The sequence below is a fragment of the Paenarthrobacter sp. NPDC056912 genome, assembly GCF_042786555.1.
Classification (GTDB): Bacteria; Actinomycetota; Actinomycetes; order Actinomycetales; family Micrococcaceae; genus Arthrobacter.
The window spans coordinates 14282-34046 of the sequence record NZ_JBHUCD010000011.1 but is presented as its reverse complement, the minus strand read 5'-3'; the positions used below and the strand labels follow the sequence as shown (position 1 = coordinate 34046).

Here is a 19765-nt window from a genome sequence, read left to right as displayed (position 1 = left end):
TTGGCACCATGGGGTCGGGCTAAGTGCAGCGTAACCTTCCATAAAGACATTGAGGAGCTGCACCTATGGCGACAAACACCCAACACGCGCCGGAGGTCACCGTCCTCAATGACCAACAACACCTCTGCCTCGTGTTTTCGGGCGAGGACAAAACAGCTGTCGGCGACCTTGTCTGCTTGGGGACCCCCCATTCATGTTCCGTCAGCAACGCGGCTGCGGCCGATCAAAAGGAGACTCACTATGAGGGTTTATATTTCGGTCGACATGGAGGGCATCTCCGGAATTGCGACCTACGACCAGGTCATTCGTGGAGGAAGCGGCTATCCCCGCGCCCAGCTGCTCATGACGGCCGAAACCAACGCTGCCATTGAAGGCGCCTTCGACGGCGGTGCCACGGAGGTCCTGGTCAACGACAGCCACGGGACCATGGACAACCTCCTCCATGAGCAACTGGATCCACGGGCGCGCGTGATCTTCGGTTCTCCCAAAGCATTTTGCATGGCTGAAGGACTAACTTCGGACTTCGACGTGGCACTGTACGTTGGCTACCACGCGCCAGCCGGCTCCGAAGGTGTACTGGCGCACTCCTTTTCCGGTTACTTCGCCAGCTTCCACGTCAACGGTGACGTCGCATCCGAGGCATCAGTAAACGCCATGTTTGCCGCAACCCGGGGTGTGCCTGTTGGCCTGGTTACCGGTGACGACGTGATCTGTGGCATTGCTCAAAGCACGTTCCCCGGTGTCCGGACGGTCCAGGTGAAGGAAGCCAGGGGAGTCATGGCTGCCAACAGTCTTTCCCCGCAAGAGGCGCGAAAGCGGATCCGTGAAAGTTCCGCTGCTGCTGTGCGGGGGGTCGGAGGAACGCGTCTTCTGCCAGTCCCGGATCGTATTCATCTCGAAATTGGTTTCCAGACACCCTTGGCGGCTGAACTCGTGGAAGCGGTACCCGGTGTGATCCGCACCAGCAACCTGTCGATTTCGCGGGAGCTGGATTCAACAGAGGACCTCCTCGGGATGATTGCCACCAGTTACAATCTGGCCGGCGTTGCGGCCAGGACGGTGTACTCGCTCGTCAACAGGACCTGACCTCCCTGAGCTCCCGAGGAACAAATGCAGTACTTCACCATTGGGCCAAAAGCCCGTTATAGAGGAAAATCAATGATTCCAAACAAGTGGCTGCCAGCGTTGGTCGCCTCGACTGTCATTTCGTCACTGCTTCTGGTCGGGTGTTCCCCGGATCAGTCCTCAACTTCGGCTGAGGCGGGTACGCCGCAGGCTGGTGGACACCTCGTCATGGCCCGGGAAGCGGACGTCGCGACCCTGATGCCGACCGATGCTACGGACAATGAATCCATCTGGGCAGTCGAAGAAATGTATGACACACTTCTTGTCCCCTCGGTGGATGGAGGAAGCGTCAAGCCGTCCCTGGCCACGGACTGGGTCCAGTCCGAGGACAAGCTGACGTGGACCTTCACGCTGAAGACAGGCGTGACCTTTTCCGATGGCACCCCTCTCACATCAGCGGATGTGAAGTTCTCCCTGGATACCGCCTCGAATCCGGATCTGCCTTCTGCGTTCATGAATGAGCAGATCGCTGCCGTCGAAACTCCCTCCCCGGAGACCGTGGTGGTCAGGACGAAGACCGCATGGTCACCTCTCCCGTCGGCGCTGGCACTCTATGCAAATTCCATCGTCCCCAACAATTACGGTGGGCTGTCCAGGGATGAGTTCGCCAAGGCTCCCGTTGGATCGGGGCCTTTCAAGCTGAAGAACTGGACCAAGGGACAGCAGCTGGAACTCGTCAAGAATACGGCCTACTGGGGTGCGGAGCGGCCATACCTCGATGCCGTGACCTTCGTTGCCGTGGCGGATGCGAACACGCGTGCAACCCAGCTGCAGGGTGACCAGATCAGCATCAACGAGACGCCGGCGGCGAGCAGCTTCGCGGCGCTGTCATCAACGCCTGGTCTTAAGGCTTCAGCATTTGAGAGCAGCCTGACCAGTTTCCTCACGCTCAACAACAACAGGGCTCCTTTCACGGATGTCCATGTGCGGCGGGCAATCGCCAGCGCCATTGATCGTGAGTCGATACTCAAGGCCGCGTACTTCGGCCAGGGTTCTCCCGCCGGTTCGTTCCTCAGCCCCGCCTACTGGGCTTATGACGCAAACGTGAAGGGCAGGCAGTTCAACCTCGAAGAAGCAAAGAAAGAGATGGGGCTGTCCTCGAAGCCGCAGGGTTTCGATGCGAGCATCCTGGTGAGCAGCGGCAACGCAACCCAGCTGACCATTGCCCAGATCCTGCAGGGTGAGCTTGCCGAAATCGGCATCACGCTGACCATCAACCAGATGGAGCCGGCAGCACAGCGGGCCACCAGGAAGTCGATGGACTACGACATGTCCATCAGCGTCGCCACTACCGACATTACGGACCCGGACGAGCTGGTGCGCTTCATCGCATCGAAGTCCGGTGGCTCCAACGCCCTGTACACGGGATATGAGAACCCGGAAGTCGAAGAGCTGATCACAAAGGCGGCTGGTCTCAGTGACCAGGCTGAGAGGGTCAAGATCTACTCCACCATCCAGGAGAAGGTGAACGAAGACCAGCCGATGGTGCCGATGTTCTACCTGCCCACCCTCTATAGCTACAGCGACAGGGTCCACGGCTTCCAGCCGTCCATCACCGGCAACTACAACCTGGTCAACACATGGTTGTCGAAATAGCCCCGCGTCACCAGCCCGCTGCAGTGATCCATGCCGGGTCGGGTGAGGAAAAGTGACCGGGTTCCTGGTTCGCCGGTTAGGCCTCCTTGCCCTCGTGGTCTGGGGAGTCGTCACTGCCACGTTCGTCCTTGTCCATGCCACGCCGGGAGATCCGGCCCGCACCACCCTGGGAGACAAGGCCTCCGAGTCGGCAGTTCAGGCCCTACGGGCCGAGTGGGGTTTGGATCAGCCGCTTGGCGTGCAGTATTGGCATTTCCTGACTGATCTTGTCAGCGGCAATTTGGGAACATCGTTCCAATACCGGTCGCCCATCGTCGCGCTGCTTGCCGAACGGCTGCCCACAACGCTCCTGCTCATGCTCATGGCGGTGACGTTCGCGGTCGTTATCTCGCTTCCGCTCGCAACCTGGGTTGCAGTCCGGGGCCGGGGTGGCGCGGACATCGGAGTACGTATTTTCGGTGCCGTGGCACAAGGAACCCCTGCGTTCCTGACCGGAACCCTGTTGGTGATCGTCTTTGGCCTCAAGCTCCACTGGTTCCCAGTGGGAGGCTACGGAAGGACGACGGCGGAACACCTGCATTCTCTCGTCTTGCCTGCCATGACAATTGCCTTGGGAATCGTGCCCATGCTGGTCAATAGCCTGAGAGCATCGTTGACGGACGCACTGCAAAGCGACTTCGTCGCCTTCGGCCACTCCAAGGGGCTGAAGCCAGCTACCGTGCTGGCAGCCTACGCCATCCGCAACGGCAGCATTTCAGGTGTCACCATCCTGGGCATCCAAGCCGGAGTCCTGGCCGGTGGGGCCCTGGTGGTGGAAAAGGTCTTTGCCATTCCGGGAATGGGCAGCCTCATGTTGGCCGGCATCCTCGGGAGGGACTTCCCCGTGGTCCAGGCCACCACCCTTGTCTTCGCGGGAATCGTGGTTGTGGTCTACCTCGTCACGGACCTGTCCTATGCCCTACTTGACCCGAGAGCGAGACTGGCATGACGCAGACGCTTCTTCCCCAAACTGCAAGCAAAACCGGACTCGGCGGCAGCAAACCTCCGTGGCGCTCCCGGATACGGCCATGGGGCCGCGGATCAAACATCGAACTCCTCATCGGAGGCGTGATCTTCGGTGCAATGGTCTTGGCGGCAGTGTTTGCCCCGCTCCTGACTCCCCACGACCCGATGGCCCAGGACTTGGCTAATGCCTTGTCGGAGCCCACTGCAGCGCACCCGCTCGGAACAGACAATCTGGGCCGGGACACCTGGAGCCGTCTCCTCTTTGGCGCCCGCAGCGACTTGGGAATTGCGGTCATGGCTGTCCTCTTTCCCTTTGTACTGGGGACGGTTGTGGGCGCGCTGTGCGGGTACTTCGGTGGCTGGTTCGACACACTGATAATGCGCATTGCCGACGTCGTTTCTGCTTTCCCGTTCTTTGTTCTGGTGATTACCCTGGTCTTCGTCTTCGGCAATGGGCCCATGAGTATTTTCCTGGCGATCAGCATTGTGAGCTGGGTTTCCTACGCGAGGATAGTGCGTGCCGAAACGCTTGTGGTCAGGGGCAGGGACTTCATTCAATCCTGCGAGACCGGCGGACTTGGCAACGCCCGGATCGTGGTCCGGCACGTCTTGCCCAACACAATGACGCAAGCAATCGTTTTCGCCATGAGCGACGTCGTATCCAACATCGGCGTGATCGTAACGCTGAGCTACTTCGGGTTGGGCATCGTCCCGCCGACTCCTGATTGGGGACAAATGATCAGCGACGGCCAGCAGTTCCTGGCTTCCGGAAACTACTCGCTTGTGTTGATTCCGGGTGCAGCAGTTATTCTCGCCAGCCTCTCGCTCACCTTCCTGGGCGACGGAATCGCCAATGCCCTGCGAGCAAAGCGATGAGCGGGGCATCAGAGGGGCAGCCCCTCCTGAAGGTGGAGGGACTCTGCGTTGACGTGTCCATCCAAGGCCGTGAGTATGCAGCACTGAAGGACGTCTCCTTTACGGTCCAGCGGGCCGAAGCCCATGGACTTGTAGGGGAATCGGGTTCTGGAAAGAGCCTGGCCCTCCGTTCGCTCATGGGTTTGCTGCCCTCCAACGCCCGCGTCAGCGGAGGCAGCGCGTACTTCAATGGCACGGACTTGTTTGCGAACAACGGCCGGAACTTCAGGAAGATCCGTGGCACGGGCATATCAATGGTGTTCCAGGAACCCGCCGTGGCACTGAATCCAATTGCCCGCGTTGGCACCCAGATAACGGACGGCATCGCCCAACGGAAGGGCTGGAGCCGAAAGCAGGCCCGGGAGTACGCCGTCCACATGATGGGGTTGGTGGGGATACCCAGCCCGGAGTTGCGGGTGGACGCCTATCCATTCCAACTGTCCGGAGGGATGAGGCAGCGTGTGATGATCGCCGCGAGTGTGGCCTGCGAACCCGAGCTGATCCTCTGTGACGAACCAACAACCGCACTGGATGTGACCGTGCAGGCACAAGTCCTGGCCCTGTTTGACGGACTACGGACTGAACTCAACGCCGGCATTCTGTACGTCACTCATGACTTGGCTGTTGTCTCCGAACTCTGCAGCTCGATCAGCGTCCTGTACGCGGGCCGACTGGTGGAATCCGGCAGCGCGGCCGAGGTCTTGGGAAATCCGCGGGAAGACTACACGCGCGCCCTCCTGGCCGCTACGCCGCGTATTGACGAACCCGGTCAACGGCTTCGATCGATACCCGGGACCACACCGGCGCTTCGAGACAGGCCGGCCGACTATTCATTCGCGATGCGGATAGCGGACCATGCGCCGGACTCCCATTCGATCCTTGAGGAGCACTAGCCCATGCCCACAACCCAGCTGACTCAGCCGGCTTCCGAAAACATCCTCGAGATGCGGGACATACGGGTCGAATTCTCCACAGGCAGGGGCCGCAACCGACGCAAAATCGTTGCCCTGAACGACGTCAACCTCAGCGTCCCCAGAGGCACGATCCATGGGCTGGTAGGCGAATCAGGCTCCGGCAAATCCACTCTGGCCCGCGTTCTGACGGCTTTGGAGCGTTCTTTCACCGGAACAGTGGTTTTCAACGGTGAAGAGTTGCCTGTCCGGCGAACCAAAGAGCAGAGACGCCACATCCAGATGGTGTTTCAGGATCCGTACTCGTCGTTGGATCCAAGGATGACTATTCGTCAAACCTTGGCCGAGCTGCTGCGGGTTCACAGGATCGTGGAATCACGGGACGTCGGTAAGAGATGCCTTGAACTGATGGGCCAAGTCCAACTGCCGGCCAGGGCACTGGACGGCTACCCGATTTCCATGTCTGGAGGGCAGCGGCAAAGAGTGGCTATCGCGAAAGCCCTGGCACTGGAGCCTTCGTTGTTGGTTGCTGACGAGGCCGTATCTGCCTTGGATGTGTCCGTGCAGGCCGGCATCGTCAATCTCTTGGCAGACCTGCGGGACGAGCTCGGGTTGTCTGTTTTGTTCATTGCCCATGATTTGGCAGTGGTCCGGAATCTTTGTGAGAACGTCGCCGTGATGTACCACGGCAACATCGTCGAAGACGGGGACACCGAAAGTCTCTTTACCGAACCCCGGGATCAGTACACCCGGACACTTCTTAACTCGATTCCGCGGATCCGGTACTAAATCCTTAGCGGTATCAACCGGGACAACAAAAGACCTCTGCAGGAGCCGGATCCGGCTCCTGCAGAGGTCTTTAACGAACAGGTGGTCCCTATTTGAGAGATTCGCGCAGGAACATAGTCTTCGCGGCAACTGCTGCCAGCTCATACGTGGTCCCAATCATCCCCAAAAGGTCCTCGGCAGATTCGACTTCCCTGGCGATCACCAGGTTGCTGACACGCGACACACCCGGAACGGCTTCCAGCAACTCGGCTGCCAAGGGGTTCTGGAAACCGATCTCGAGCCGGAGCCGGTCCGGTACAGGCAGGAGCCGGGTCTTCTCGACGCCTTGGACTGCAGCACGCGCACTCTTGCGGATGGCCGCGCGGGCGTAGGTGGGGGAGAGACTGTTGGCGGCCTGGAACCCGTGGGCAATCTTGACCGGAACGGTCAGCACACCCGGGAACTCGCGTTCGGCGATATCGCAGATGACGTCGTCGCCCGTTACCAAACCGACAGGGACGCCGCGGGTAGCTGCGAAGAGGCCATTGATGGACGCCTCTGAGGCGATCTCACCATTGAGCTTGAAACTGGTAAAGAGGCCGGAAAAACTATGGGCCAGCAGGCCTTCCACGCCCGCGGGGGCGTGATAACCGATGTAGAAAGCAACATCGAAGTCGGACGTCAGCCCTTCAGCCATGCAGAAGGCCGTGGGATTTCCGAAAATAACGCGGGCGCGGGGATCGAGGTCCTCGTGCAGGAGGTTGTTCATAGTCCCGTGGCTGTCATTGACCAAGACCTCGGTTGCGCCGCCCTCGAAGGCTCCTTCCACGGCCGCGTTGGTCTCGGCCGTCATCAGGGCCTGCGCGCGGGGGTAGCCGCTACCACCACGAATAATTTGGTCGTAGGTGGCCACCCCCGAGATGCCCTCCATGTCAACAGAAATGTATACCTTCATGCGGTCTCCTTCATGGCCGCTGCACAGTGCAGCGGGGGTCAGCCGGTGCGCGTCATGGTAGCGCGACCGTGCTGAATTCGGTTACTGGGTGGTTGTTGCGGCGGGTGTGAGCTTGTACCAGCCAGTGCGGGTGACTCCCGAAGCGATGTAGCCGGATGCGAAAGCAGTTTCCAGGATTTCGCGGAGCTGCAAGCGCCACATCGCTGCTTCCTGGGCGTCCGATCCCCTCAGCGCGACGATGTCCTGCGGCGCCCGGCACCAGAGGTTGCCGTCCGATTGCACAAGCGCAGGCTGGGAGTCAGGCCCATACTCCAGAGCATTGTTCAGTGCACCCTGGGGCAGGTTCACGTCCTCCACCAGGCCTTCGCTGCATTTGGTGCTCCGGGCGGAGGACAGTGGCCAGACCACTACGAGCCTGTCCGATTCGTCGTTGGCGTTGATATCGTCCTGCATTGCGCCGTAGAAGTTTCTCTCGTACTCGGACGTGACAGCACCAAGTTTGGACAGATTAAAGCGGGCGTTCCGGCTGACCAGGGGATCGAAGGTCCATGTCATGGTTTCGATTCCGCGTGCCAGCGACCACGCCCTTTGGTGTTGCTTGAGGGCGAAGCCCACACCCTTGTCCGCAATGCCGGGAAGCACCCCTGCGATTAGTGAATACGTGGAACCCTCGGGCGAGACAATGGCCACCGCGGCCCCACAGAGCACTCCTTCCGGGGTGTACGCCGCAGAAACATTGCACCCTGCGTGGGAAATGCTGCGAAGCAGGTCAAACGGAATGGGGGCGCCATGGGGGGACATCCCCCAGATGGACACCAACAGCCCTTCGATGTCCTGGAGCCTCTCACGGTGGTGCTCGTCGACGATTCGGACGTTGGCCTTGGCCGCTGCAGAGGCAGCATTGAACTGGGCGCGCTCAGCAGATGAGTGGGCGTCGAGATTGAGTGACATGATTCAATCTTGGTTCGATTGGGGGCTTATGGCTTTGTCCGTGAGGACTAACAGTTGCCGCTGTGCTTGTCCTGGAGGACCACAGTCGAAATAAGAATGCTCCGCCCTGCCATCGGCAGGACGGAGCATTCACGGCGTGAAGCTGTCAGCGCAGCATGCGAACGGAGAAGGGGGCCAGCTGCCCGTCTGACATTTCAAAGGTGGCGCCCACAGCGAAGGTCGGAGCAATCGAGTTGACGAACGGTACGACGTCGACTTTCTCGAAGATCTGCCGTTCCGCGGCTGCCCAATCCTCGCAACCTTCTGCGCCGAGTTTGGTAGCCGCCTTGTGGACGTTTTCCAGGTATCCGGCGTTGTTGAGGAAGGCAAAGTTGTTGCCGTTCGGTGGGGTGGGCCCGGACAAGAGCGGTACAAGCTCGTTGGGCATGACCATTCCGAGAGGAACGAAAGCTGCGTTCCAACCGCCTTGTCCACCGAGGATGAGTGAACTGCCCTCTGCCTCTGTGACCGGCCTGAGGAGAACATCAACGCCGATCCCGGACCACACTTCCTTGATCAGCTCGGCACCAGCGGCGAAGGTGGGCCCCAACGTACTGGGGTAGTAGAAATCCATCTTCAGCGGCGTACCGTCCTTGCTCCGAACTCCGTTGGCGCCAACCTTCCAGCCTGCAGCATCCAAACCGGACTTCGCGGCCTCAAGGTCGTGCTCGGGGAGACTGCCGCCGAGCGTGTCCTGCTTGCAGGGGCTGAGCGTGGGTATCAGCAGACCTGTGGCGGGTTGGCCGGCACCGCTGGTTACCACCTGCCCGAGTTCATCGAGTTTCAGTGCCTGCGTCAAGGCGCGGCGCACCTTTTCATCCGAGCCTGGCAACCCCGGTTTCTGGTTGAACCAGATCTGTCCCAACGGTGTCACCAGATCGCGGTGGAACGCCTTTTTCGCTTCCAACCGTTGCTTATCAGGGCCGATCAGTGTGGCGGCATTCACTTCTCCTGACAGGAGGAGGTTTGCTGCGGTGGTTTCGTTGGAGATGACCTTGAGGACAACTTTGTCCGGCAGGCCCTCCTGATCCGTTTTCCAATCTCCCGGACCCCAGGCATAGTCCTTGCGTCGGGTCAGGGTGTAGTGGTCACCGGCAGCTACCTCAGTCACCGTGTACATGCCAGTGCCGTCGGCACCTTGGGCAAGGACGCTTCGATCCTTGAGGCCGGCGGCGCACACGATCGGAAGGCCGCCCAAGTTCCGTGCCAGAAAGGGCTCCGGCGACGGCGAGGTCACCGTGACTGTTCCTGTTGCTGCGTCCGCTTTGGCTGTTCCCCCCGGAGGAACAAAAATGCCGGTCCGGGTTGAGTTGTTGCTGGGGTCACCGACGAAGTTGATATTCGCTGCCACAATTTCGGGCGTCAGCGCACTGCCGTCCGAACACGTGACGTTTTTGCGCAACGTGAAAGTGGCCTCGGTGGCGGTGCTCTGCCACTTCTCCGCCAAGCCGGTCACCATGTTCCCGTCGGGATCAAAGTTCACGAGCGAGTCGTAGAGGAATTTGGTGGTCTGTTGGGTCACGGAATTCGAAGCGAAGTGGGGATCCATGCCGCCCGGGTCCACGCCCAGCCTCATGGTGAATGTCTTGCCGTTTGCAAACCCGGTGTCGCCGGTTTTTGGCGCAGAACCGGAGCAGGCGGCCATCGTCAGTGACAGCGCGCCGACTGTGACGGCGCTAAGAGCGGCTTTGATTTTGCCTTGTGTCTTCATGGTTGTCATTCTTTCGGCATATGTGATCCACGCCTTTGGGGGAATCGACAAGTGCGGGGGATCAATGTTTGGCGGGTACGACTACGCTTCTCGAAGCAGATCGACGGCCAAGCGTGCTGCCTTGCCGATCGAGGCGTCGATTGCGGGTTGCGAATCGGCAAGAGTGGCCGCTTTGGTAAAGACCGCGACGGCGTATTGGCGGCCATCGGGGTACGTCACCACGCCGACCTCGTTGCGGATTGCAGGAAGAGTTCCGGTCTTGCCTGCCACCAGAACATCGCCATCGAAACCGCTCGTCATCCGATGCCACCAGATTTGCTGGGCCATCATGGAGCGCACACGCTCGCACGCCTCAGGAGTTCCGGCAGTGTCGGTCCAGATGGCTTCAAGCAAGGTGACGATGTCCCGTGGAGTGGACGAGGCTGTCCTCGCCGGATCCAGGATCCCCAGTGACCAAATCTGTTCGGGGCTTGCCGCGCCCAGCATGGCTTCCATGTCGGGCGCCGTGGTGCCAAGGTCAACGCCGAGGTCAGCCGCCATTTGAACGTCCATGTCCTCACCGCAGCCGATGATCCGCGTCTGCTTGAGGTTCAGGTCATCCAGCACGGCGTCGACGGCGAGCTGCCCTATTCGGTGGAAGATGACGTCGGTGGCAGCGTTATCGCTCATGGTCATCATGAACTTTGCGAGATCCCGCCAGCTCATGTCGACGTCGTCGGCGCAACCCGCAGTTCCCAAACCCCCGACCCTGTACCGGGAGGTCACGGTGGCACGCCCGGTTTCCTCCAGACGGCCTGCCGAAACCTCGCGTGAATAGGCGACGGCGAACGGCACCTTGAAGACGGAAGCCAGCACTACCGGCTCGTCCGGGGACAGCGAAACTTCGGGACCATCAACCACTCCGATCTCTCGTGCGTGGACGAAGCCCGTGGCCCCCGCAGACGCGAAGATTTCGGCAAGCTGTTCAGATCCCAGGCTCATGCGTTGACGCGACGTTCGGCCCGGCCAGTGTGGACGAACAGTGCACGGCCCTGGCCGTCGTCGCCGACGAACGCATGCGGCAAATGCAGGCCGAACTGCTTCTGGGCTGGCAAGAACATGTCTCCTTCGGCAGCCACCAGTTCAATCTTCTCGGGCCTGTCACCGACCTCCGCGTAGACCCCCTTGGGTGTCCGCTCCAACCAAATCCGCCCCTCAGCGTCCTGGCTCACCACCACACTGCCAACGCGTGTGGCGTACTCGCCCACGTACCGCGAAGCATCCACGTATGTTGGGGACTCGGCGGGGGTGGAAAGTTCCGGCAATCCGATGCCGGCAAACTTCCCGAGCGCACGGGCAGCGATTTCGGTAAAGACCGGAAGCGGATCTCCTCCGTTACAGAAGAGCGCAATCGAAACGTCCTGTTCCGGGCAAATCCGCAAAAAGGCCGTCTGGCCGATAGTGCCGCCGTCGTGACCGACGACCTTGCCGCCGTCGTAATCGAAGAGCGAGAAGCCGAGGCCCCAGGCTTCACCGATCCATCCCAAGTCGGGGAGCTTCACCTGCGGTTCCAGCATGGCCGCCGCCGAACCGGCGCTGAGAATCTGCTGGCCGGCCGGCCCGCGCCCGGCATCAATGTGCATTTGAGCGAACTTGAGGAGGTCGCGGGGCCGCATGTTCAGCATCGAACCAACGGGGGCGGTGGATCGGCTCAGCGCCCAGATGGGGCTGGGCTCCGGCTCGCCACCGTCTTCGTTCACGATGTGTCCCACAGCTGTGCGGAAGAGAATCGCCTCGTAAGGCCCATTGGCCGCGTGGGTCAACTGAAGCGGCGTGAACAAATACTCGCGCATGCAGTCGTCATAGGACTTCCCGCGCAGCACCTCCACCAACCTGCCCAGCACGACGTAGCCGGCGTTGTTGTAGGAGAACATCTCGCCGGGCGTGAACAGCTGGGGAACATCCGCCAGGAGATCCACCAGCTTGGCGATGGCGTCGTCGCCCTGCCCAGTGTCAGTGAAGATGTCTCCCTCGAAGCCACCGGTGTGGCTCAACAGCTGACGGGCGGTGATAACAGCCGCGGCCGACTCGTCTTCGAGCCGGAACTCCGGCAGATACGTTTTCACGGGCACGTCCAGGTCCAACGTGCCTTCATCGACCAACTGCATGATCAAAGTGGCAGTCCACAGCTTGGTGATTGACCCGACTTGGAACAGGGAGTCGACGGTTGCCTCGACGCCGGTGTTCTTGCTCAGTACGCCGGCTGCGGCGTCGATCACTTCGCCTCTAACGGAAACCGCCACTGCGGCGCCGGGGACCTGATGCTCGGCCAATAGTGAGGGGAGGCGGCCTTCCAGCCACGTGCGGAGTTCGTTTAAGTTCGTCATGCGGCAATGGTACGGCGCAGGCAGGCGGGGGATTTTGTCCAATTAGACCATGTTCGGCTCAATGAGTGATGGGAAAGGACAAAGCGTTAGCGCACATGTGAGCCAGATAATAGATGACGCCGGTCTCGTGGAGGTCCAGTGAGATCTCTCAAGAAGCAGGAGTAAAGAACTTTGAGCATTGCAACACGTTTCGTCGCGGATGCAACAGACAGTCCATGGACGGGCTTTGCGGCCCGGAGGATCGGGCGCCTGGTTGTTTCCCTTTGGGTGCTGGTCACAGCGTCATTCCTCATGATCCACCTGATTCCCGGCGATCCGGTCAGGGCAGCGCTGGGCACGTCAGCTTCAGGCGCCCTCGTTGAGGCACGCCGCGAGGCCCTGGGCCTGAACGATCCCCTGTGGCTTCAATACATCCACTACCTTCAAGGCCTGTTCGGCGGGAATCTCGGCACCTCCGTGACATCGGACCTGCCGGTAGCGCAAATAATCGGCGACCGCCTCCCCGCCACCTTTGAATTGGCCGGCCTCGCTTTCCTGCTCGCTGTCCTGATCTCAGTGCCAGTAGGAGCACTAATGGGCGTCCTGACCCGAGGCGGACGCCGTCGTCGAACCGAACTGGCCTTCACTTCCACCTCCATTGTTGTGGCGGCCATACCGGAGTTCCTGCTCGCCGTCGGCCTCGTGTATTTCTTCGCCGTCCAGCTTGGCTGGTTCCCCGTGGCCGGTCGCTCCGATGCGAACTCGTACGTCCTTCCCGTGGTGTCCATGGCCATTGGCTCAGCCGCCATACTGTCCCGGATCGTGAGAGTGGAAATGCTCTCAGTGCTCGGGGCTGACTACGTGCGGACCGCGCGGGCCAAGCGACTGCCGGACTGGATGATCTATTTCCGGCACGCATTGCCAAACGCACTGACTGCCACCCTGACAATCGGTGGCCTGATGCTGAGCGCCATGGTGGCAGGCACAGTCCTCGTGGAAAACGTCTTCGCCTGGCCTGGCCTGGGCAGCACCATCGTCGCCTCCATTCTCGCCAAGGACTACCCGGTGGTTCAGGGTGTGGTGCTGGTGTACGGAGTTGGCGTGCTGCTGGTGAACCTTTTGGTGGACGTAGCACTGGGAATGCTCGATCCACGTTCAACAATTAAAGAGAGCTGATTCATGCGTACTTCAAAGACGGTAGCCACATCAGGAACGGCGGCCCGATGGTTGGCGGCTCTGAAGACGCCCGTTGGCGCTGTGTCCGCTGCCATGCTCGTCCTGGTCCTCACCATGGCCGTGATTGCACCAATTCTGTGGTCCTCTCAAGCGGAGGAAATCAACACCAAGGCGATCCTCCAAGGACCATCGCCCGAACACCTCATCGGCACTGACAGCCTGGGCCGCGACTTGTTCTACCGGCTGCTGGTGGCCACAGGGCTCTCAGTAAAGCTCGCCCTGGCGGCAACGGGAATCGGCGTTGCGGCCGGCCTGGTGCTCGGTACGGTCCCGTCGCTGCTGAGCCGGCGAACTGGCAGGCTGGTCACGGCCTTTGTCAACATCGCTGTCGCGTTCCCGGGGTTGCTGCTGGCCATGTTCTTCGCGGTGATCTTCGGTGTCGGCCAGACCGGTGCCGTGCTGGCCATTGGCCTGGCTACAGCTCCTTCCTTTGCCCGGTTGACCCAGACCTTGGTGGCTACACAGTCAGAGCGGGACTACATCGCGGCGGCGAAGCTGGCCGGGGTGGGCAGGGTGCAGCGACTGCTTCGCCACATCCTCCCCAACATCGCCGAACCGCTGGTGGTCACAGCGACGATCGGGGCGGGCAGCTCGCTGTTGGCTTTCGCCGGCCTGTCTTTCCTGGGGCTGGGTGTGCAACCTCCGGCCTACGACTGGGGACGGCTCCTGAATGAGGGGCTGAATGACATCTACCTGCACCCCATGGCGGCGCTGGCCCCTGGGCTGGCAGTGGTCATCGCAGGGCTGGCATTCAACCTCTTCGGCGAAGCCGTAGCCAAGACGCTCGGCACACCGACTCCGATTTCCGGCAAAGGCGCAGCACCTCAGCGCCTGCCGCGGCCGAACGTCGTCGAGTCTTCCACCGCCGTCGAACCTTCCACGGCCGGCGCGGACAGCAACACCGTGCTGACCGTCAGCGACCTCTTCGTGAGCTTCCCGGGACCCGCCGGGCCCATCACTCCCGTTCGCGGCGTCAGCTTCAGCCTGGCGCGGGGCGAAGCAGTAGGTGTGGTGGGGGAATCCGGTTCCGGCAAGACGCAGACCGCCCTGGCACTCGCGCAACTGGTGGAATATCCGGGAAACGTCAGTGCATCACGCCTTGAGTTTCTAGGCCAAGACCAACTGTCCAGCCCGTCCAGGGCCCGGCGTCAGCTACTCGGCACTTCCTTCGCGATGGTGTTCCAGGACCCCATGAAGTCGTTCAACCCCACCATGCGGATTGGTGCTCAGCTGGCAGAGGTGGCGCGGCGGCACCTGGGAATGAACCGCCGGCAAGCGCTGGCCCGCGCGGCGGACCGCCTGCGGGCAGTCAGAGTACCGGCCGCGGAACGTCGCCTGAGGCAATACCCCCATGAATTCTCCGGTGGCATGCGGCAACGGGCCATGATCGGGATGGGGATCATGGGAAACCCTGCCCTGATTGTGGCCGATGAGCCCACCACCGCATTGGACGTGACAGTCCAGCAACAGGTGCTGCGGCTGCTCTCGGCCATCAAAGAGCAGGACAACGTTGCGATCCTCCTGATCAGCCATGACCTCACCCTGGTGGGCCAGGTGTGCGAGCGCGTCCTGGTCATGTACGCCGGACGCATCGTAGAGGATCTTCCGGCGTCAGATCTGGCTGAAAGGGCAATGCACCCCTATACACAGGCCCTGCTGGCAGCAGTCCCGGACATGGAAACGGATCGGGACCGTCCACTGGCGGTCGTCCCTGGACGCCCTGCCGACCCGTCCCAAGTCCCGGCAGGCTGCGCCTTCGCCTCCCGCTGCCCGAAGGCCGATGAGCACTGCACGCGCGAGGATCCGCAACTGGTCCAGCGGGAGGACGGGCATCGGGTGGCCTGTTGGCACCCTTCCCGCGGAACGGGCTCTGAACGGGTTTCGGTCGAACTCAAACTACATGCTGCGGCACTGCAAGGAGAGGCATCATGAGCGAACTTCGCTTCGAGCAGGTATCGGTACGGTTCGGTGGTCGCCGCGGGATGACTGCCGTGGACGGCGTTGACCTCATCGTGCCAAAGGGACAAGTGGTTGGCCTGGTGGGTGAATCCGGCTCCGGGAAATCCACGCTGGCCCGGGCTGCGGCAGGCCTTACGCCCCTGTCCGGCGGGCAAATCCTGTTCAATGGCCAGGCCCTGCGGCCAAAACGGGGCGAGCACCGGCCCCTGCAGATGGTTTTCCAGGACCCGCACTCTTCACTGAACCCGCGTATGAGCGTTGGTGACTCCATAGCGGAAGGCATCCCGCGTGCCGGCAGGGGAGACGCCGCAAGCCGGCGCTCCGAGGTGCAACGGTTGTTGGGTTTGGTGGGCCTGGATCCTCAGCGCGCCGTCAGCTACCCCGGGCAGATGTCAGGAGGCCAGCTTCAACGTGTCGCCTTGGCCCGGGCTTTGGCCGGACAGCCGGAGGTCATCATCGCTGATGAGATTACCTCCGCCCTGGACGTGTCTGTCCAAGGGACAGTGCTGAACCTGGTGAGGGATCTGCAACGGGAACTCAACCTGTCCATGTTGTTCATTTCGCACAACCTGGCGGTGGTCCGGTACGTCGCCGACGCCATCGCTGTGATGTATCTGGGCAGGATCGTTGAACAAGGTCCGGCAGAACAGATCCTTTCTGACCCGCAGCACCCTTACACCAAGGATTTGCTGGCAGCTGTGCCCAGCCAGGGCAGCCCCAGCCTCACCCCGGCTGGCATCGACCCGGCTGTGCAGGCTGTCAACGATGCCGAGCCAGCGGACCCGCACCACCCACCCAGCGGATGCCGATACCATCTTCGCTGCCCCCTAGGGCCACTCGTGCTTCCAGGCCGCGACGTTTGCCGTGAAGTTGATCCTGAGCCCGAAGGGCACCGACAGGCCGCAGCATGTCACTTCGTCGATGAATTGCTGGGTTCCGGTAAGGCGGGACTGCTGTGACCCGCAGGCTCCGGATCGACGATTTGCTGGACCTTGCAGTCCCTGAACAGCCTGCGCTCTCTCCCGACGGTCACCGCGTTGCCTACGTGCTGCGGACTCTCGACGCCGTCACTGACAGCACCGAACGCAACATCTGGTTGGTGGAAAATGCGGTCAGTTCTGCCCGGCAACTCACGTTCAGCAACGCCGATTCGTCACCAGCATGGTCGCCCGATGGAGCGCGGCTTTCGTTTCTGCATGAGTCGGAGGGACGTACCCACCTCTGCATCATGACCCTGGGGGATGAACAGGTGGAGCGCCTCGGCAGCCTGCCGACGGGAGCCGGTAAGCCGACGTGGAGTCCTGACGGGAGCAAGCTCGCCTTCGCTGCCTTCGTCCCTGGCCCTGCCACCGGAGACGAGGCCGCATCCGCCCGCGTGCACCGCGCCGATGCTCCGGTGGTGACAGACGGCAGGGACTACCAGTCTGACGGTCTTGGCTTGCTGGGAACCATGAAGCGGCAGCTCCACGTCTTTGAACTGGCCACCGGTAAATGCATCCAGCTCACTCATGGCGATTGGCATGCCCGCGACCCGGAGTGGTCGCCCGATGGAAGCTATCTGGCCTTTGCTGCCGGCCCTGCAGCCGACAATGATGCCAGCTTGGCTGCCCCGGCACACATCATTGCTGTTGACGTTCCAGAAGCGATGCCGACTCTGGTGGGACCCGCAGACCAGGTGGTAAGCGCTATCGGGTGGAGCGCAGATGGGGACGCCCTCTTCGTGGTGACCAGCCGCCCGGTTGGCCACGCACACTTGGTCCGGCTTCCCTTGGATGGGAGTCCCGCCAGGAATCTCGCTGGTTCGCTGGACCGCAACGTCATGGCTGGGGCTCCGGCTTATCCGGGCGCGCCGCCGCAGCTGAGCCGCGACGGTAAAGCGCTGCTGTTCTGCATCCGAGACCGCGGATGCACGCACCTTTATGAGGTAGACATCGACGGCGGCGAGCCCCGCCCGGTCCTGCAGGGTGATGGACTGGTTGTCTCGGAGTTGTCCGTTGCAGGAAACACGGCAGTCACCGTCCTGAAGACAGCTACGTCCTTTGGCGAGATCGTGAGCGTGGATGTTGCCGACGGCACTACCCGGGTTTGGACCCACCATGGATCCAACGTCGCGGATACGGAGTCCTTCCCGCGGATGGAACGCGGGTTCACGATCTCGGATGGCACGGTTGTGCAGGGGTGGCTGATCCGCGACCCGGACAGTGCAGGTCCCCAGCCCCTCTTGCTGGACATTCACGGCGGCCCACACAACGCATGGAACAGTGCAGCCGACGAAGTAAACCTCTATCACCAGGAACTGGCTGCGCGCGGGTGGACCGTGCTGTTGCTCAATGTCCGGGGCAGCGATGGTTACGGCGAGCAGTTCTACAAGGCTGCCTTGGGCCGATGGGGCATCGCGGACGCCCCGGATTTCCTTGAGCCACTGGACCAGCTCGTGGCCGAGGGAGTGGCAGACCCGGACCGACTTGCCGTGACTGGATACAGCTACGGCGGATACATGGCCTGCTATCTGACCAGCCGCGACCAAAGATTCGCAGCTGCAGTGGCCGGCGGCGTGGTCAGTGATCTCCGCAGCCTTGCCGGAACCTCGGACAGTGGACAGTTCCTCAGCGACCGTGAGCTCGGTGCCCCGGCGTGGGCGGATCCCCGGGGGTATGAGGCTATGTCTCCGCTTTCCATGGTGGAACACGTGACAACACCGACTCTCATTCTCCACGGTGCCGATGATCTGCGCTGTCCTGTTGGCCAGGCAACGCAGTGGCATGGGGCCCTGTGCGAACTGGGTGTAGTGAGCCGCCTGGTTCTTTATCCCGGCGGATCACACCTCTTCACGGATGTAGGGCAGCCTTCACACAGGATCGACTTCAATCGCCGCATCGTGGAATGGGTGGAGGAACACGCCAATGGTGTGGATTCCGAACTGCTGCGGCTGCCGTCCCGCCAAGCCGTTGGGGTGGGTTTGAATGAATGACAAGCGTCCCCGCGCCAGCCTTGGCCGCGTTCTGGACGACTTGGGTGCCACGCTCCTTGAGCTGGTGGAGGGTGATCTTGGAAATGCCGAGGAAATTGGGGGCATAGCCATCCATGACCCCATGGATGAGCCTCTTCTGCCGCCTCATGCAATGGTTCTCGGCATCGGTCTTCACGACGCCGAATATGTGGCCTCGTTGTTGCTGCGGCTCGGCAAGCAAGGGGCGGTAGGGCTGGTGGTCCGGGCCCCCTTCACTTCTGACGCTCGGGTGGCTGACGCCGTCAATGAATCCGGCGTGGCCTTGTTGGGGTTGACGCCCGGTGCTGGATGGGCGCAGCTCGCGGCGATGTTGCGTTCAGTCCTTGCCGCTGGTGACGTAGGCGGTGTGGGGCCGGAAACCGTGGGCGGCCTGCCTTCCGGTGATTTGTTCTCGTTGGCGAACGCCATCGCCGCACTGCTTGACGCCCCCGTGACCATCGAGGACCGCAGCTCCCGCGTACTCGCATTCTCCGGCCGGCAGGACGAAGCCGATGCCACCAGGGTGGAGACGATCCTTGGACGCCAAGTCCCGGAAGCGATTTCGCGGGTGTTCGTTGAGCGGGGTGTCTTCCGTGAGCTGTATCGCTCCAAGGAACCCGTCTACGTCGGCGCGTTGCCCACCTCCCTGGATGCGGCATCCCTTCCCCGGGTGGCCGTGGCCGTGCGTGCCGGCGATGAGGTGTTGGGCTCCATCTGGGTAGCAGTGCGCAACCCGCTCAGTGAGGAACGGAAGCAGTCTCTGTGTGACGCCGCCAAGTTGGTGGCGCTGCATTTGCTGCGGCTCCACGCCGGAGCCGATGTTGAACGGCGAATGACGGCTGACCTGCTGAGCAATGCCTTGGACGGCGGAATTGGCGCTGCCGAGGCTCTCGATAGGCTGGGGTTGTCGGAGCAGCCTATCGTGGTGCTTGCGTTGGCCATGCTGCTGCCTCCGGACCGGGTGCAGCCAAGGGAAGGTGACGCCGGCCTTGCCATGGAGCGGCAGAGAATCAGCGACAGTTTCGCCATGCATCTTGGCGCGGTTCAGCCGCGCTGCGCTGTTGCCCTCCTCGGAGACACGGCCTACGCCCTGCTTCCTGTTTCCAACGCGGATGCCCAGGGCGAGGAACGCGCCGCCACAATTGGAGCCGATTTCCTTCGGCGCCTGGGCGATCGTGTCAGCGCTGTCATCGGTGTTGGGTCCGTTGCGAACGGTGCTGCGGAATTGGTCGCTGCCCGGACAAGCGCTGACCGTGTCCT

At 61.7% G+C, this 19765-nt stretch carries 15 protein-coding genes and 1 pseudogene; 11 read left to right on the top strand and 5 right to left on the bottom strand.

All coding sequences use genetic code 11. The features are described 5' to 3' along the window. Positions 1 to 240 precede the first annotated feature (240 nt). The 6 genes from ACFRJ9_RS13195 (at position 241) to ACFRJ9_RS13170 (ending at position 6341) form a co-directional block, all read left to right on the top strand. On the top strand, positions 241 to 1086 hold the full coding sequence (locus ACFRJ9_RS13195) for a M55 family metallopeptidase (RefSeq protein ID WP_377668548.1): 846 nt from the start codon (positions 241 to 243) through the stop codon (positions 1084 to 1086). A 72-nt stretch (positions 1087 to 1158) separates the two neighbouring features. Beyond that, the gene (locus ACFRJ9_RS13190) at positions 1159 to 2721 is read left to right on the top strand and encodes an ABC transporter substrate-binding protein (protein WP_377668546.1); all 1563 of its coding nucleotides are present in this window, start codon (positions 1159 to 1161) and stop codon (positions 2719 to 2721) included. A gap of 52 nt (positions 2722 to 2773) precedes the next feature. Continuing rightward, positions 2774 to 3709 carry an ABC transporter permease gene (locus tag ACFRJ9_RS13185; RefSeq protein WP_377668543.1) on the top strand — a complete coding sequence of 312 codons (936 nt, stop codon included), beginning with the start codon at positions 2774 to 2776 and terminating at the stop codon, positions 3707 to 3709. After that, positions 3706 to 4602, top strand: coding sequence for an ABC transporter permease (locus tag ACFRJ9_RS13180; protein ID WP_377668540.1), 897 nt, complete (start codon positions 3706 to 3708; stop codon positions 4600 to 4602). The genes ACFRJ9_RS13185 and ACFRJ9_RS13180 overlap by 4 nt, the downstream gene beginning before the upstream one ends. Then, positions 4599 to 5534, top strand: a complete 936-nt coding sequence (locus ACFRJ9_RS13175) for an ABC transporter ATP-binding protein (protein ID WP_377668537.1) — start codon at positions 4599 to 4601, stop codon at positions 5532 to 5534. Before ACFRJ9_RS13180 ends, ACFRJ9_RS13175 begins: the two co-directional genes overlap by 4 nt. A 3-nt stretch (positions 5535 to 5537) precedes the next feature. Then, positions 5538 to 6341: an ABC transporter ATP-binding protein gene (locus ACFRJ9_RS13170; protein ID WP_377668534.1), complete on the top strand. Its 804-nt coding sequence runs from the start codon at positions 5538 to 5540 to the stop codon at positions 6339 to 6341. Between the two features lie 88 nt (positions 6342 to 6429). On the opposite strand, the gene ACFRJ9_RS13165 is transcribed toward ACFRJ9_RS13170, so the two are convergent. The 5 genes from ACFRJ9_RS13165 to ACFRJ9_RS13145 form a co-directional block, all read right to left on the bottom strand. After that, positions 6430 to 7275, bottom strand: a complete 846-nt coding sequence (locus tag ACFRJ9_RS13165; protein ID WP_377668532.1) for a M55 family metallopeptidase — start codon at positions 7273 to 7275, stop codon at positions 6430 to 6432. 81 nt (positions 7276 to 7356) lie between these two features. After that, positions 7357 to 8226 (bottom strand): hypothetical protein, encoded by an 870-nt coding sequence (locus ACFRJ9_RS13160; RefSeq protein ID WP_377668530.1) that lies wholly within the window; start codon positions 8224 to 8226, stop codon positions 7357 to 7359. Positions 8227 to 8371: 145 nt separating this feature from the next. Further along, the gene (locus ACFRJ9_RS13155) at positions 8372 to 9976 is read right to left on the bottom strand and encodes an ABC transporter substrate-binding protein (protein WP_377668527.1); all 1605 of its coding nucleotides are present in this window, start codon (positions 9974 to 9976) and stop codon (positions 8372 to 8374) included. Positions 9977 to 10057: 81 nt separating this feature from the next. Beyond that, a complete protein-coding gene (locus ACFRJ9_RS13150; RefSeq protein ID WP_377668524.1) occupies positions 10058 to 10957 on the bottom strand; it encodes a serine hydrolase in 900 nt (299 codons plus the stop codon). Continuing rightward, entirely contained in the window at positions 10954 to 12342 is a 1389-nt protein-coding gene (locus ACFRJ9_RS13145) for a serine hydrolase domain-containing protein (RefSeq protein WP_377668521.1), read from the bottom strand. The genes ACFRJ9_RS13150 and ACFRJ9_RS13145 overlap by 4 nt, the downstream gene beginning before the upstream one ends. A 171-nt stretch (positions 12343 to 12513) precedes the next feature. Between ACFRJ9_RS13145 and ACFRJ9_RS13140 the strand changes: the two genes are divergently transcribed. The 5 genes and pseudogenes from ACFRJ9_RS13140 to ACFRJ9_RS13120 form a co-directional block, all read left to right on the top strand. Continuing rightward, on the top strand, positions 12514 to 13497 hold the full coding sequence (locus tag ACFRJ9_RS13140) for an ABC transporter permease (RefSeq protein ID WP_377668519.1): 984 nt from the start codon (positions 12514 to 12516) through the stop codon (positions 13495 to 13497). A gap of 3 nt (positions 13498 to 13500) precedes the next feature. Next, the gene (locus ACFRJ9_RS13135; protein WP_377668517.1) at positions 13501 to 15489 is read left to right on the top strand and encodes a dipeptide/oligopeptide/nickel ABC transporter permease/ATP-binding protein; all 1989 of its coding nucleotides are present in this window, start codon (positions 13501 to 13503) and stop codon (positions 15487 to 15489) included. Next, a complete protein-coding gene (locus tag ACFRJ9_RS13130) occupies positions 15486 to 16475 on the top strand; it encodes an ABC transporter ATP-binding protein (protein WP_377668516.1) in 990 nt (329 codons plus the stop codon). Before ACFRJ9_RS13135 ends, ACFRJ9_RS13130 begins: the two co-directional genes overlap by 4 nt. After that, positions 16472 to 18487 carry a S9 family peptidase gene (locus ACFRJ9_RS13125; RefSeq protein WP_377668514.1) on the top strand — a complete coding sequence of 672 codons (2016 nt, stop codon included), beginning with the start codon at positions 16472 to 16474 and terminating at the stop codon, positions 18485 to 18487. Before ACFRJ9_RS13130 ends, ACFRJ9_RS13125 begins: the two co-directional genes overlap by 4 nt. After that, a pseudogene (locus tag ACFRJ9_RS13120) lies at positions 18480 to 19760 on the top strand (hypothetical protein); the annotation flags it as partial. The gene ACFRJ9_RS13125 and the pseudogene ACFRJ9_RS13120, both read left to right, overlap by 8 nt. Positions 19761 to 19765 lie beyond the last annotated feature (5 nt).

What these genes read in the sequence shown, in the direction of transcription:
- ACFRJ9_RS13175 (WP_377668537.1), top strand. Translation starts at nt 4,599, where the DNA reads ATGAGCGGGGCATCAGAGGGGCAGCCCCTCCTGAAGGTGGAGGGACTC.
- ACFRJ9_RS13145 (WP_377668521.1), bottom strand. Translation starts at nt 12,342, where the DNA reads ATGACGAACTTAAACGAACTCCGCACGTGGCTGGAAGGCCGCCTCCCC.
- ACFRJ9_RS13190 (WP_377668546.1), top strand. Translation starts at nt 1,159, where the DNA reads ATGATTCCAAACAAGTGGCTGCCAGCGTTGGTCGCCTCGACTGTCATT.
- ACFRJ9_RS13160 (WP_377668530.1), bottom strand. Translation starts at nt 8,226, where the DNA reads ATGTCACTCAATCTCGACGCCCACTCATCTGCTGAGCGCGCCCAGTTC.
- ACFRJ9_RS13170 (WP_377668534.1), top strand. Translation starts at nt 5,538, where the DNA reads ATGCCCACAACCCAGCTGACTCAGCCGGCTTCCGAAAACATCCTCGAG.
- ACFRJ9_RS13135 (WP_377668517.1), top strand. Translation starts at nt 13,501, where the DNA reads ATGCGTACTTCAAAGACGGTAGCCACATCAGGAACGGCGGCCCGATGG.
- ACFRJ9_RS13165 (WP_377668532.1), bottom strand. Translation starts at nt 7,275, where the DNA reads ATGAAGGTATACATTTCTGTTGACATGGAGGGCATCTCGGGGGTGGCC.
- ACFRJ9_RS13150 (WP_377668524.1), bottom strand. Translation starts at nt 10,957, where the DNA reads ATGAGCCTGGGATCTGAACAGCTTGCCGAAATCTTCGCGTCTGCGGGG.
- ACFRJ9_RS13180 (WP_377668540.1), top strand. Translation starts at nt 3,706, where the DNA reads ATGACGCAGACGCTTCTTCCCCAAACTGCAAGCAAAACCGGACTCGGC.
- ACFRJ9_RS13195 (WP_377668548.1), top strand. Translation starts at nt 241, where the DNA reads ATGAGGGTTTATATTTCGGTCGACATGGAGGGCATCTCCGGAATTGCG.
- ACFRJ9_RS13155 (WP_377668527.1), bottom strand. Translation starts at nt 9,976, where the DNA reads ATGAAGACACAAGGCAAAATCAAAGCCGCTCTTAGCGCCGTCACAGTC.
- ACFRJ9_RS13130 (WP_377668516.1), top strand. Translation starts at nt 15,486, where the DNA reads ATGAGCGAACTTCGCTTCGAGCAGGTATCGGTACGGTTCGGTGGTCGC.